The sequence below is a fragment of the Pedococcus aerophilus genome, from assembly GCF_039532215.1.
In the GTDB taxonomy this organism is placed as follows: domain Bacteria; phylum Actinomycetota; class Actinomycetes; order Actinomycetales; family Dermatophilaceae; genus Pedococcus; species Pedococcus aerophilus.
In genome coordinates, this window is the sequence record NZ_BAAARN010000001.1 from 988,002 (window position 1) to 1,001,617 (window position 13,616).

The following is a 13,616-nucleotide window of genomic DNA, read 5'->3' on the forward strand; positions in this document are numbered from 1 at the left end:
CTCGTGACCCAGCCACTCTGGTCCGAGGCCACGGAGCAGGAGGGCTCGTATGCCGCGTCGTCGGCACACGGGCCCTCCTCGGCTTCCGGGCCCCTCACCTCGTCCACCACCTCGTCGCCAGACCCGCTGCCCCCGCGCGCCGACGTCGTCATCGTCGGCGCCGGGTTCACCGGGCTGTGGACCGCGCACTACCTCCTGGCAGCGGACCCGTCGCTCGACGTGGTCCTGCTCGAGGCGCGGCACGCAGGGTTCGGGGCCAGCGGTCGCAACGGCGGCTGGGTCTCGGCGCTGTGGCCGGTCGGACCCGACACGCTGGCCCGCCGTTCGGGCCGGGCGGCCGCCGAGGCGATGCTGGCCGAGCTGCGCCACACGGTCGACGAGGTCGGCAGGGCAACGGAATCCGCGGGCATCGACTGCGGATTCCGCAAGGGCGGAACGCTGGGCCTGGCCCGCTCGCAGGCCCAGGCCACCCGCGCCCACGCCGAGGTCGCCCACGCGCAGGAGTGGGGCATCGACACCAGCTGGCTCGACGCCGGTGAGGCGACCGAGCGGCTCGCGGCCGACGGCGTGCTCGGCGCGACGTACAACCCGCACTGCGCCCGGGTGCACCCCCGCCGCCTCGTGGACGGACTGGCCGCCGAGGTCCGCCGTCAGGGCGCCCGCATCATGGAGGGGTTCCGGGTCGAGGCGATCGAGCCGGGGTCGGCACTCCTGGCCGACGGCCGCACCATCGCGGCCCGGCACGTCATCCGCGCCACCGAGGGCTTCACCCCGGTGCTGGCCGGGCACCGGCGCACCGTCGCCCCGGTCTACTCCCTCATGGTGGCCACCGAGCCGCTGCCGTCCGGTCTCTGGGACCAGATCGGCCTGGCCCAGCGGGAGACGTTCGCCGACCACCGCCACGTGATCATCTACGGCCAGCGCACCGTTGACGACCGGCTGGCCTTCGGCGGACGCGGCGCGCCCTACCACTTCGGCTCCCGCGTCAGTCCCGAGTTCGACCACGACGCAACAGTTTTCGCCGATCTGCGCGCCACCCTGCGCGACCTCCTCCCCCAGATCGAGGGTGTCGCGTTCACCCACGCCTGGGGCGGTCCGCTCGGCATCGCCCGTGACTGGCACCCGTCGGTCGGCCACGACCCGGCCACCGGGCTCGGGTGGGCCGGGGGCTACGTCGGTGACGGGGTCGCGGCCAGCAACCTCGCAGGGCGCACCCTCGCCGACCTCGTCCTCGGACGCCATACGGCTATCACGGACCTGCCGTGGGTCGGCCACCGCAGCCGACGCTGGGAGCCCGAGCCGGCGCGGTGGGTCGGGATCAACGCCGGGCTGCGCCTGGCGCACGCGGCCGACCGGGAGGAGTCCCGCACCGGCCGACCGGCGCGGATCGGCCGTCTCCTCGAGGCCCTCACCGGCCACTGACCCGGGCGGCCAGCGCCACGACCGCGTCGCTGGCAGACTCCGAGGGTGTCCACGCCTCCCGCCGAGCTCTCGGCCGCCGCCCTCGAGTTCGTCACCGTCCGCCACCTCGCGACCCTGACCACCCTGCGCCGGGACGGGAGTCCGCACGTCGTGCCCGTCGGGTTCACCTGGGACAGCGAGGCGCTCGTGGTCCGGGTGATCACCAGCGGCACCAGCCAGAAGGCGCGCAACGCGGCGGCGGGGACCCGCGCGGTCGTGTGCCAGGTCGACGGCCGCCACTGGCTGTCCTTCGAGGGACCCGCCCGCGTCCTCACCGACCGTGACTCGGTCGCCGACGCCGAGCAGCGGTATGCCGCCCGCTACCGCGTGCCTCGCGAGAACCCCGAGCGCGTGGTCATCGAGATCGCCGTGGACCGGGTCCTCGGCAACGTCTGAGCGGCCCACCCCTAGAGTCGAGCCATGGTCGGGGCCCGCAGGAGCACCACCCGGGAGGTCGAGTCGCTGCCCGCGCTCGAGGCGCTGCTCGCCTCCGGGAGGCCGCTGACCGGCGCCCGCCTCCAGGACCTCGACCTCACCGGCCACGAGGCTGAGCTGCTCGCCCGCAGCGACCTCAGCGGGCTGGTCGTCCTCGGTGGTCGGCTCTCCGCGGCGCTCGACGCGCACCTGAGGGCCCACCACGCCCTCGTCTTCCCGACCGACCCGCACGCGCCGGTCGACCCCTACCGCGCCACCCTGTACTCCCCCGACGAGCTCTACGCGGGGCTCGGGGAGCACGGGTACGACGCGACCCCCGATGCCCGCGCGTACCGCTGGGCGCTCGACGGGACGCACCACCACGACGCGTTCGTCACGCTGCTGCGCGCGATCCACGACGACTCGATCACGGATGCGCTCGACGAGGTCGTCCACGGACGACCGGTCGTCGGGGTGATGGGCGGGCACGCGCTCGAGCGCGGACGGGCCGCCTACGCCGAGGCCGCGCGGCTGGGGCACCGACTCGCCGGCCTCGGGCTCGTCGTGGCCACCGGTGGTGGCCCCGGGGCGATGGAGGCCGCCAACCTCGGTGCGCTTGCCCCGGACGAGGGCGGCCTGGCGACGGCTCTCGACCGGCTGGCCGCGGTGCCGTCCTTCCGCCCCGACATCGGCGCCTGGGCCGCGCTGGCCCTCGACGTGCGCAAGGACCTCGTCACCGTCCGGCACCCCGGCAAGGACCCTCAGCCCGGCGAGGGCCCTCTGCCCGGCGTGGATCCGGCGGCGACCGCTCGGCCCGCGCCCGCGCGCAGCCTCGGCATCCCCACGTGGTTCTACGGCCACGAGCCGCCCAACGTCTTCTGCGACGGGATCGGCAAGTACTTCTCCAACGCCATCCGCGAGGACGGCCTGCTCGCGCGGGCCACCGCCGGACTCGTCGTCCTCGAGGGCTCCGCCGGCACCGTGCAGGAGGTCTTCCAGGCGCTGACGCCGTTGTACTACGCCGCCTCCGCCACCGACGGTCCGGAGGCGCTCGGCTCCCGCCCGCTGCCCCCGGTGGTCCTCGTGGGCCAGGAGCACTGGACCGACACCGTGCCGATCTGGTCGGCGGTGCGGGCCCTCGGGCAGGGCCGCCCCCTCGGCGAGGCCCTCCACCTCGTCGACACCGTCGAGGACGCGGTGGCTGTCATCGAGGACGCCCCTGGGGGCGCCGCGTGACTCCCGTCGTCAACGCCGTCGTCACGCTCGGCATGCTCGTCATCGTCCCGCTCGGCCTGCGCCTGCTGCCCGTCCCCGGGACCGACCGCGTCGCCCGGATCTACCCGGTCTTCGCCGTCCCCGGTGTCATCGCCCTCGGGCTCCCCCGTGGTGCGCTGTCGACGACCCTGGCCTGCTGGTACGGCGTGGGTACGCTCCTGCTCGTCGCCCTCGCAGCGCGGTATGCGTGGAACTGCCTGTCCCGCAAGGCGTTCCGGGCCACGGACGCAGCAGCCATCACTGCGCTGGCGTGTCCGGCCATCGCCGCCTTCGCCCTCGTCAGCGAGCGCTCGTCGCTCGAGGTCTTCGGGTTCAGCCTCAAGATCCTCGCGCTCACCGTCCCCCACTTCCACTACGCGGGCTTCGCCGCAGCGCTGGTCGCCCACCTCGTCGCCGCCGCCCACCCCAGTGCCGTGACGACCGCTGCCGCGTGGTCGGTCCCGACGGGGACGCTCGTCGTCCTGCTCGGCTACTTCGTCAACGACGAGGTCGAGCTGCTGGGCGCCGCGATCCTCACCGCCGGGATGTGGCTCGTCGGGTGGACCCTGTGGACCCGCTCGCGCGCGGCGACGAACGACCCGCGCACCCGTCTCCTGCTCGGGGTCAGCGCCGTCACCCTCGTGGCGACGATGCTGCTCGCCCTCGACTGGGCGCTCGGCCACGTCGTCGACGCCGTGCCGCACCTGCCGATCGAGTGGATGGCGTGGACCCACGGCCTCGCGAACGCCGTCGGCTTCGCCCTCTGTGCCCTCTACGCCCTGCGCCGCACCCCCGACCCGGAACGAGTCACCCCGTGAAGCTCACCGACCTCGCCCACCTCCCCCTCACCTACGAACCCCGCGGGCTCACCCTCGACGGGCCGCTCCCTGAGGGCTTCCACCACCTCGAGGTGGAGCGCCGGCTGGGAGCCGGCGACGCGGCATACGCCAGGGCGTCGGAGGCCCTCATGCGCTGGGCACCGCAGCGCGGGATCGGGCTGCGGCCCGTCGCGACCGCACCGCGGGCCGCGGAGGGCGTCGAGATCCTCAGCCACCTCGCGGTCCTGCCCATCCCCTGTCGCGTCGTCTGGGCGGTCGAGGGACCCGACCGGACCGGGTTCGGCTACGGCACGCTGCGCGGCCACATCGAGAGCGGCGAGGAGGGATTCCTCATCGAGCGCCGCGGCGATGACGTGTACGCCGTCATCCGGGCCTACGCGCGCGCCGCCACGCTCCTGGCCCGCCTCGGCGGACCGGTGAGCTGGCAGCTCCAGAAGGTCTCCGCGCTGGGCTACCTGCGCGCCCTCCAGCGCGCCACCGACGCCCCCTGACCCCACCCCTCCCGCACAACGCTGGTTGCGCGGGAAACCGCGGGTTGTTGTCCCGACTGTTGCCGCGCAACCGGCGTCCTGCGGAGCACGGTGCGGGCGGGGCGTGGGTCAGTCGAAGACGATGGTGCGGCGGCCGCGCAGGACCACGCGGTGCTCGGCGTGCCACCGCACCGCCCGCGCGAGCGCCATCGCCTCGAGCTCCTGACCGACGGAGGCCAGCTGGGCCGGGCTCATGCGGTGGTCGACCCGCCGGAAGTCCTGCTCGATGATCGGGCCCTCGTCGAGGTCGGCCGTGACGTAGTGCGCGGTGGCCCCGATGACCTTGACCCCGCGGTCGTGCGCCTGCGTGTAGGGCTTGGCCCCCTTGAAGCTCGGCAGCAGCGAGTGGTGGATGTTGATGATGCGGCCCGGCAGGTCGGCGCACAGGTCAGCGGAGAGGATCTGCATGTAGCGCGCCAGGACGATCGTGTCGGCGCGGTGCTCGGCGACGAGGTCGCGCAGCTGCTGCTCGGCGGCAGGCTTGGTGTCGCGGGTGACGGGGACGTGGTGGAACGGGACACCGTGCCACTCCGCGAGGCCGCGGAAGTCCTCGTGGTTGGACACGATCGCCGGCACCTCGATCGGCAGCGACCCGCTCTCGACCCGGAAGAGCAGGTCGTTGAGGCAGTGCCCCTGCTGGCTCACCATGACCAGCACGCGGGGGCGGCGGGAGAGGTCGTGGACGGCGTACTCCATCGCGAACTCCGCAGCCACGGGCGCGAGGGCCGCGTCGACGTCGGCCACCGGCAGCGCCCTGCCCTCACGCACGAGGTGCATGCGCAGGTGGAACTCTCCCGACGTCGCATCGGCGAACTGCTGGCTGTCGAGGATGGTCATCGACTGCTCGAGCATCACCCCCGAGACGGCGTGGACGATACCGCGGCGGTCGGGACAGGAGACGGTGAGGACGAACTCGCGGCCGCTCTCGGCGGACGCAGGCAGGGACTGGTGCACGCGGACAGCCTAGGGGCGCGTCATCAGCACGATGCCCAGGCACATCTCGTCGGTCGTCCCCTCACCCCAGACGACGTACCGCTCGGGCACCCCGGCGAGCGCCGGCAGCTGGTCGCGCAGGCTCTGGTCGTGGCGGCAGGTGACGGTGAGCGTGTCACCCGGCGCCACCCGGACCCCCGGCGTGACCGGCTTGCTGCCCTGGTCGTCGAAGTCCCAGACGGGCAGGTCGAGCACCGTCTGCTCGTCCTGCTTCCCCTTGTTGACCACGATGGAGATGCTCCGCCCGAGCAGGTGCATGTGCCCGGCGGTCGCCCGTATGGTGCCCGCCTGCGTCACCGGGCGAGTGCAGGACTGGGTGGGTGTCGCCCGCAGCTCCCCGCACAGCAGGTGCAGGGCGTTGGCGGTGGAGCCGGCTGCGAACCCGAAGCGCTGCTGGACGTCGGCGACGGCCGCCGGCCGCGCGCAGAGCGGACCCGTGCGACCCGGACGACAGGGCAGCTCCACCGGGCCGGGCAGGAGCACGGTCTCCAGCGTCTTGCGGCTGCCGTCGTCGGGGGCGACCCTGAGCCGGGCCGCCGTGGTGTCGGGCTGGTCGCCCGCGAGCAGGTTGTAGTGGACCTGCATGACGATCCGCGAGCCCGGCTCGAGCGGCATGCCGAGGTCCTTGGCCAGGAGGCGCTCGCCGCCACCGGGCGCCCACGCCCCGAGCCAGGGGGCGTCGTCGAGACCGCTGCCCTGGCTCTCGACGCCCGTGCCGCCGAAGCAGGTCCAGCCCTGGCCGGCCTGCCCACGGTCCTGCTCCTCGGCACGGGCCACCTTGTCCGGCGGGACCCGGAACAGGATGACGTGGTGCACCACGTCCGGGTTGCCCGGCAGGACGTCGATGCCGGTGACCACCGACTTCTCGCGCACCTCCGGGTCCAGCAGGAAGCAGCGGTAGTCGTCCGTGCCCGGCGCCGCGGGGGCCTTCGGCGTGTACGCCTGCGGCATGGTGAGCGTGACCGACCGCTCACCGGCACGCAGCGGGGCCGCGGGCGTCGTCGGCGACGTCGCGGCGCCGTGCCCGCTGCCGTGTCCGGCACCGTGCCCCTGGGCCGTCGTGGCGGGGGTCGAGGTCGACGCGGCCGCCGGTGCGCCGCCCTGGTCACCGGGCACGCCTGGGTCGTCGACCGAGGCGACAGAACCTGCACACCCGCCGAGGAGCAGCACGCCCACCAGGGTGACGACGGCGTGTGCCGTCGAACGGCGGGTCCCGTGGCTGCGTCGCTTCACCTCACGAGTGTAGGGAGCGCCGGCACCGGCGAGGGAGGGTTCCGGTCAGGCGGTGGAGGCGGCGAGCTGGCCGCAGGCGCCGTCGATGTCCTGGCCGCGCGTGTCGCGGATCGTCGTCGGGATGCCGTGGGCCCGCAGGCGTTCGACGAACTGCTGCTCGACCCCCGGACGCGAGGCGGTCCACTTCGACCCCGGCGTGGGGTTGAGCGGGATGGGGTTGACGTGGACCCAGCCCCGTCCGCGGGCGTTCAGCTTCTTCCCGAGGAGGTCGGCGCGCCAGGCGTGGTCGTTGATGTCCTTGATGAGCGCGTACTCGATGCTCACCCGGCGCCCGGTCGCCTCGTAGTAGCGGTACGCCGCGTCGAGCGCCTCGTCGACGCTCCACCGCGTGTTGATGGGGACGAGCTCGTTGCGCAGCTCGTCGTCCGGGGCGTGCAGCGACAGGGCGAGGGTGACGGGGATGCCCTCGGCAGCGAGCTTGTCGATGGCCGGGACCAGTCCCACCGTCGACATGGTGATGCCTCGGGCGGACATGCCCAGGCCGTCGGGGGCCGGGTCGGTCATCCGCCGGATCGCCCCGACGGCGGCCTTGTAGTTGGCCAGCGCCTCGCCCATGCCCATGAAGACGACGTTCGAGATGCGCGTCGGACCGCTCACCTCGGGGGCGCCGTCCTCGTCACCGAGCTCGGCGCCCTCGGTGTCGGAGCCCTCGACCGAGGCGGCGAGGTCGCCGCTGCGGAGCATGCGGGCGGCCTGGACGACCTGCTCGACGATCTCGCCGGCCGACATGTTGCGGGTGAGGCCGGCCTGGCCGGTGGCGCAGAACGGGCAGTTCATGCCGCACCCGGCCTGGCTGGAGATGCAGATGGTGACGCGCTTGGGGTAGCGCATGAGGACCGACTCGACGATGGCGCCGTCGTGCAGCTTCCACGCCGACTTGATGGTCATGCCGTCGTCGGCGGTGCGCTGCACGTGCGGCGTCAGCAGCGTCGGGAGGAGGTCGGCCACGAGCTCGTCGCGGATGCCCTTGGGCAGGTCGGTCATCTCGTCGGGCGACCCGACGAGGCGCTCGAAGTAGTGCGTCGAGAGCTGCTTGGCGCGGAACCCCTTGTGCCCCAAGGCCTCCACCGCTTCCTTGCGCTCCGCCGGGGAGAGGTCGGCGAGGTGGCGCGGGGGCTTGCCCCGTCGCGGTGCGGTGAACGTCAGGGCGCCGGGGGCGGGGCGCTGCGTCGTGGGCTCGGGCAGGGAGGTCGTCATGGCTCCCCCAGTTTCGCAGCCCCCGCCGGAACTGCCCAATCGCCCGAGGCCGACCCGTCCTAGGGTGGGAACACCGACCACGGGAGGAAGTGCATCCATGGGGCTGTTCTCGCGCAGCAAGGGCTCGCCCGACCCGGACGAGCCCGCTCCCCGCCAGGTCGACGAGGCGCTCACGATGTTCGAGTCGGCTCAGGCCGCGAGGTTCCGGGCGACGGTCCGCGAGACCCTGGCCGAGATGGGCTACGAGGTCACCGTCCTCGTCGACCACGTGACCACCGACGACGGCCGCCAGTGGGGCCTGTGGAACCTCGCGGCCGGTTGCGCCGGGACCGACCCGCAGCAGTGGCCGTCCGCGATCCGGGAGCACTTCACGACGATCATGGCCGCCGGCGACGACGAGCCACTCACCGACGAGTACCTCCGGGCGCACGTCGTGACCCGCCTCATGGAGGAGGACGGGCTGCGGCAGACCCCCGACTGGATCGACCGCGGCCTGGAGTGGGCTCCGGGCGTGCGTCAGGTCGTCGTCGTGGACACCCCGCAGACCGTGCAGGTGGTGCCCCCTGCCGCCCTTGAGGAATTCGCGCCCCTCGGGCCGTGGTTCGACCGCGGCCTGGCCAACCTGCGCGCGCAGCTCGACACCGAGCAGTACGAGCTCGAGGAGGTCACCCACGAGGACGCCTCCTTCTCCTGCCTGCTCGGCGACAGCGTCTACACCGCGAGCCTGGCCCTGCTCCTGCCGGACGTCGTGCGCCGGTATGCCGCGCGGCCGGCCACCGAGAAGGGCGTCCTGTTCGCCGTCCCCTACCGCCACCAGCTGGCGTTCCACGTCATCGAGGAGCCGCAGGCCGCGCTGAACGCCCTGCTGGTCCTGCCGCAGTTCGCCGCCGCGGGGTTCCTCGAGGGCAGCGGACCGGTCAGCCCCAGCGTGTTCTGGTGGCGCGAGGGCGAGATCCGCCAGATCTCCCGGCTGACCCCGGAGCGCACCCTCGCCGTGACCCCGGGACCCGAGCTCGAGCTCCTGCTGGGGATGACCCGGCGCGAGGAGGACTGAGCCCCGACGTTAGCAGACGTCAGCCGACGTCAGGCCGGTGTCAGGCAGGGACGACCCAGGCGAGCAGCGCCCAGGCGACCGGCGCGACCAGGACGAGGGAGTCGAGGCGGTCCATGATGCCGCCGTGCCCCGGCAGGATCGTGCTCATGTCCTTGATGCCGAGGTCACGCTTCACGGTCGACTCGGTGAGGTCGCCGACCGTGGCTGCCACCGCGACGCAGGCGCCGAGCAGGGCGCCGCCCCACCACGGCCCGCCGAGCAGCAGCACCACGGCGACCGCACCACCCGCGACGCAGGTGAGCACCGAGCCGCCGAAGCCCTCCCAGGACTTCTTGGGGCTGACCGAGGGGGCCATGGGGTGCCGGCCGAAGAGCACCCCGAAGACGTATCCGCCGACGTCGCTGAGGACGGTGACGAGGATGAAGACCACGATCCGCCGTGCGCCGTCCTCCTCCGCCGAGAGCATCAGCGCCGCGAACCCGGCCAGGAACGACGGGTAGACCGCGACGAAGAACCCGCCGGCGATGTCACGCACCGCGTCGAGGACGCCGTCGGCGATGCGCCACAGCAGGATGCCGACGCAGGTGAGCCCGAGCGTGACGATCAGCGCCTCACCGCCGCCCACGTAGGCCGACAGGATCATGCTGACGCTGCCCACGAGGCTGGGCACGAGGGGCACGGTGATCGACACCTGGAGCAGCGCCCGCCGCAGCTCCCACACGCCGACCCCCACCGCGGCCACGACCACGACGAGCATGAGCTCCTTGCGCAGCAGCAGCGACCCGACGATGAGGATGCCGAGGCCGACTCCGACGGAGATCGCCGCGGGCAGGTTGCGCCCGGCCCGCGAGGGCCTGGTCACGGGTGCCGCGTCATCGGCTCGGCCGCCGCCGGAGTCGCCCGGGATGGCGCCGACGGCGTCGGACGATGCGTCACGACGCTGGCGTCGCGCGCTGCGGGATGGGGGAAGGGACATGGCGGGGCTGCGAACGTCCTTTCGGCGGTGGGGCGAGCGCCTCACACCTCGAGGAGCTCGGCCTCCTTGCCCTTGAGCAGCTCGTCCACGCTGTCGACGTACTTCTTCGTCGTGGCGTCGAGCTCCTTCTCGCCGCGGGCGCCGTCGTCCTCGCCGATCTCGCCGTCCTTGACGAGCTTGTCGATCTCGTCCTTGGCCTTGCGACGGATGTTGCGGATCGACACCTTGGCGTCCTCACCCTTGGTGCGGGCGAGCTTGATGTAGTCCTTGCGGCGCTCCTCGGTGAGCATCGGCAGGACGCAGCGGATGACGTTGCCGTCGTTGCTGGGGTTCACCCCGAGGTCGGAGTCGCGCAGGGTCTTCTCGATCTCGCTCATCGCCGACTTGTCGAACGGGGAGATGAGGATGGTGCGCGCCTCGGGCGTCTGGAAGGACGCGAGCTGCTGCAGGGGGGTCGGGGCTCCGTAGTAGCTGACCGTGAGCTTGTTGAACATGCCCGGGGTCGCCCGACCGGTGCGGATGCCCGCGAAGTCCTCCTTGGCGACCTCGACGGCCTTGTCCATCTTCTCCTCGGCCTCGAGCAGAGTCTCTTCAATCATGTCCGGCTCCTTCTCGGGCGGCCCGGTTCCGGGGCCGCCGGTGGTGTGTGGTCAGTCGGGGTGGGTCGTGCGTGGTGCGGGCGCAGACTCACCCGGGGGTGACCAGCGTCCCGATCCTCTCACCGCGCAGCGCCTTGACGACGTTCCCCTCGCCCTCCATGCCGAACACGACCATCGGCAGCTTGTTGTCCATGCAGAGGCTGAACGCCGCCGTGTCGACGACCCGCAGGCCACGCTGCATGGCCTCGGTGTAGGTGATCTCGTCGTACTTCGTGGCGGAGGGGTTGGTGCGCGGGTCGGAGTCGTAGACCCCGTCGACGCCGTTCTTGCTCATCAGCACCGCGTCGCACTTGATCTCCAGCGCGCGCTGGGCCGAGACGGTGTCGGTCGAGAAGAACGGCATGCCGGCGCCGGCGCCGAAGATGACGACCCGGCCCTTCTCGAGGTGCCGGATGGCCCGACGCGGGATGTAGGGCTCGGCCACCTGGCCCATCGTGATCGCGGTCTGCACGCGCGTCTCGATGCCTTCCTTCTCCAGGAAGTCCTGGAGGGCGAGGCAGTTCATCACGGTGCCGAGCATGCCCATGTAGTCGGCGCGGGTGCGGTCCATGCCCTGCTGCTGGAGCTCGGCCCCGCGGAAGAAGTTGCCGCCACCGATGACCACGGCGACCTCGATGCCGCTGCGGACCGACTCGGCGATCTGGCGGGCGACGCCGCGGACGACGTCGGGGGCCAGGCCCACCTTGCCGCCGCCGAAGACCTCCCCGGAGAGCTTGAGCAGGACGCGGCGCCGCAGGGCGGGCGACCCGTCGATGGACGATCCGGCTGGGGCGGTCTGCTCAGGGGCAGAAGTCACGACAGATCCTCCTGGGGCTGTACTGGCGGTCACCGCATACTTCCACACCTGCGGCCAACCACCGCCCCCGTGGTCGGTCCCGGGTTGGGCCCCCGGCCCCCTCGCGTGGCAGGGTTGGCCGCGGTGGACCTCGAGCACCCCTCGACGGCTCCCCGGCCAGCACGCAGCGAAGGAGACGCACATGAGGTCAGGCATCCTCCCCGGGCACCGCGACGACGCCGTCCGGCCCCAGGACGACCTGTTCGGCTACGCCAACGGCACGTGGGTCCGCGAGACGGAGATCCCCGGTGACCGGGGGCGGTACGGCACCTTCGACATGCTGCGCGAGCAGTCCGACGAGCGGGTCCGGCGCATCATCGAGCAGGCGGCTGCGGACACGACCGCCGAGAAGGGGTCGGCCACCCGCAAGGTCGGCGACCTCTACCGCTCCTTCCTCGACGAGGAGCGCGTCGAGGCCCTGGGTCACACCCCGATCGACGAAGACCTCGAGGACATCGACAAGATCACGGGCACGGACGAGCTGTTCCTCACGATGGGCCGCCTCCAGCGCCTGGGCGTCCCCGGGCTCTTCGGGCTCTACGTCGCCCCGGACGCCAAGAACCCCGAGGAGTACACGCTCTACCTGAGCCAGGGCGGCCTCGGCCTGCCCGACGAGTCGTACTACCGCGAGGAGCGGCACGCAGCCGTGCTGGCTGCATACCTGCCGCACGTGGCGCGCATGCTCGACCTCGTGGGGATCGGCGGGGGCTCCACGGAGCCCGGCTCCCCCGCGGCGGCCGTCGTGGCGCTCGAGACCGCGCTCGCCTCCCACCACTGGGACAACGTCGCCACGCGCGACGCCGTGAAGACCTACAACCCCTACGGGCGCTACGACCTCGACGACCTCGGCCCCGAGATCTTCTGGATGGAGTACATCCGTGGGCTCGACGCCAAGGGTGCGTTCGAGAACGTCGTCGTCGGGCAGCCGAGCTTCCTCGACGGGGTCTCGATCCTGCTCGACGAGCACAGCATCGAGGACTGGAAGGCGTGGCAGTCCTTCCACCTCGTCAACGCCTCCGCCCCGCTGCTGAGCAAGGCCTTCGTCGACGCCGACTTCGACTTCTCCGGGCGCGTCATCAGCGGCCTGCCGCAGAACCGCGAGCGCTGGAAGCGTGGGGTCTCCCTCGTCGAGGGCGCGATCGGTGAGGTCGTGGGCCAGCTGTATGCCGCGGAGTACTTCCCGCCGCAGGCCAAGGAGCGCATGGTCACCCTCGTCGACAACCTCGTCGAGGCGTTCCGCCGCTCTTTCGAGCGACTCGACTGGATGGGCCCCGAGACGCGCGCGCAGGCCCTGGAGAAGCTCGAGTCGTTCACCCCCAAGGTCGGCTACCCCGACGTGTGGCGCGACTACTCCGAGCTGACCATCGACGACGACCTCGTCGCGAACGTGCGGCGGGCCAACGACTTCGAGTTCGAGCGCGAGCTGCGCAAGCTCGGCGGCCCCATCGACCGCGACGAGTGGATGATGCTGCCGCAGACGGTGAACGCCTACTACCACCCGATGCTCAACGAGATCGTCTTCCCGGCCGGCATCCTCCAGCCGCCGTTCTTCGACATGGACGCCGACGACGCGGTCAACTACGGCGGCATCGGGGCGGTCATCGGGCACGAGATCGGCCACGGCTTCGACGACCAGGGCTCGCGCTACGACGCCCGTGGTGCGCTTCGCGACTGGTGGACCGAGGAGGACCGCGCCCGCTTCGACGAGCGGACGCAGGCGCTCATCGCCCAGTTCAGCGAGCTGTCGCCGCTCGCCGCACCGGACGACAAGGTCAACGGCGCCCTCACGGTCGGCGAGAACATCGGCGACCTCGGTGGCCTCGCGATCGGCTACGCCGCGTACCGGATCGCCACCGAGGGTGAGCAGGTCCCTGAGCTCGACGGCCTGACCGGTGCCCAGCGCTTTTTCGTGGGCTGGGCCCAGGTCTGGTCGGGCAAGGCCCGGACCGAGGAGGCCAAGCGGCTGCTCGCCATCGACCCGCACTCCCCCATGGAGATCCGGGCCAACGCGGTGCGCAACTGCGACGAGTTCCACGAGGCGTTCGACGTCCGCGAGGGCGACGGCATGTGGCTCGCGCCCGAGCAGCGCGTCCGCATCTTCTGAGCAGCAG

Annotated in this window: 13 protein-coding genes; 7 read left to right on the forward strand and 6 right to left on the reverse strand. The window is 72.4% G+C overall.

Annotated features, from left to right (window positions below; genetic code table 11):
* Positions 1–3 precede the first annotated feature (3 nt).
* Genes ABD286_RS04560 through ABD286_RS04580 form a run of 5 tightly spaced genes read left to right on the forward strand, consistent with a single transcriptional unit; the run spans position 4 to position 4,459 of the window.
* Positions 4–1,422 (forward strand): NAD(P)/FAD-dependent oxidoreductase, encoded by a 1,419-nt coding sequence (locus tag ABD286_RS04560; protein WP_344190725.1) that lies wholly within the window; start codon positions 4–6, stop codon positions 1,420–1,422.
* A 45-nt stretch (positions 1,423–1,467) separates the two neighbouring features.
* Positions 1,468–1,857, forward strand: coding sequence for a pyridoxamine 5'-phosphate oxidase family protein (locus ABD286_RS04565; protein WP_344190727.1), 390 nt, complete (start codon positions 1,468–1,470; stop codon positions 1,855–1,857).
* 24 nt (positions 1,858–1,881) lie between these two features.
* Entirely contained in the window at positions 1,882–3,111 is a 1,230-nt protein-coding gene (locus ABD286_RS04570; protein ID WP_344190730.1) for an LOG family protein, read from the forward strand.
* On the forward strand, positions 3,108–3,947 hold the full coding sequence (locus ABD286_RS04575; RefSeq protein WP_344190732.1) for a YndJ family protein: 840 nt from the start codon (positions 3,108–3,110) through the stop codon (positions 3,945–3,947). Before ABD286_RS04570 ends, ABD286_RS04575 begins: the two co-directional genes overlap by 4 nt.
* A complete protein-coding gene (locus tag ABD286_RS04580) occupies positions 3,944–4,459 on the forward strand; it encodes a DUF1990 domain-containing protein (protein ID WP_344190734.1) in 516 nt (171 codons plus the stop codon). The genes ABD286_RS04575 and ABD286_RS04580 overlap by 4 nt, the downstream gene beginning before the upstream one ends.
* Positions 4,460–4,567: 108 nt before the next feature.
* Here the strand turns inward: ABD286_RS04580 and purU are convergent, their stop codons facing one another.
* The 3 genes from purU to rlmN are packed head-to-tail and all read right to left on the reverse strand — an operon-like array spanning position 4,568 to position 7,981.
* Positions 4,568–5,452, reverse strand: a complete 885-nt coding sequence (gene purU, locus ABD286_RS04585) for a formyltetrahydrofolate deformylase (protein WP_344190736.1) — start codon at positions 5,450–5,452, stop codon at positions 4,568–4,570.
* A gap of 9 nt (positions 5,453–5,461) precedes the next feature.
* Complete coding sequence (locus ABD286_RS04590) at positions 5,462–6,724, reverse strand: monooxygenase (RefSeq protein ID WP_344190738.1); 1,263 nt, start codon at positions 6,722–6,724, stop codon at positions 5,462–5,464.
* A 45-nt stretch (positions 6,725–6,769) separates the two neighbouring features.
* A complete protein-coding gene (rlmN, locus tag ABD286_RS04595; RefSeq protein ID WP_344190740.1) occupies positions 6,770–7,981 on the reverse strand; it encodes a 23S rRNA (adenine(2503)-C(2))-methyltransferase RlmN in 1,212 nt (403 codons plus the stop codon).
* A 97-nt stretch (positions 7,982–8,078) separates the two neighbouring features.
* Here rlmN and ABD286_RS04600 point away from each other — a divergent pair, with 97 nt between their 5' ends.
* Entirely contained in the window at positions 8,079–9,035 is a 957-nt protein-coding gene (locus ABD286_RS04600; RefSeq protein WP_344190742.1) for a hypothetical protein, read from the forward strand.
* Between the two features lie 40 nt (positions 9,036–9,075).
* Here ABD286_RS04600 and ABD286_RS04605 read toward each other — a convergent pair whose 3' ends face one another.
* The 3 genes from ABD286_RS04605 to pyrH all read right to left on the reverse strand — a co-directional run bounded on the left by ABD286_RS04605 (position 9,076) and on the right by pyrH (position 11,424).
* Positions 9,076–9,897 (reverse strand): phosphatidate cytidylyltransferase, encoded by an 822-nt coding sequence (locus ABD286_RS04605; RefSeq protein WP_344190744.1) that lies wholly within the window; start codon positions 9,895–9,897, stop codon positions 9,076–9,078.
* Positions 9,898–10,052: 155 nt separating this feature from the next.
* On the reverse strand, positions 10,053–10,610 hold the full coding sequence (gene frr / locus ABD286_RS04610; RefSeq protein WP_344190746.1) for a ribosome recycling factor: 558 nt from the start codon (positions 10,608–10,610) through the stop codon (positions 10,053–10,055).
* Positions 10,611–10,698: 88 nt separating this feature from the next.
* Positions 10,699–11,424 carry a UMP kinase gene (gene pyrH, locus ABD286_RS04615; RefSeq protein ID WP_344193257.1) on the reverse strand — a complete coding sequence of 242 codons (726 nt, stop codon included), beginning with the start codon at positions 11,422–11,424 and terminating at the stop codon, positions 10,699–10,701.
* A 223-nt stretch (positions 11,425–11,647) separates the two neighbouring features.
* Here pyrH and ABD286_RS04620 point away from each other — a divergent pair, with 223 nt between their 5' ends.
* Entirely contained in the window at positions 11,648–13,609 is a 1,962-nt protein-coding gene (locus ABD286_RS04620; RefSeq protein ID WP_344190748.1) for a M13 family metallopeptidase, read from the forward strand.
* Positions 13,610–13,616: the final 7 nt, after the last annotated feature.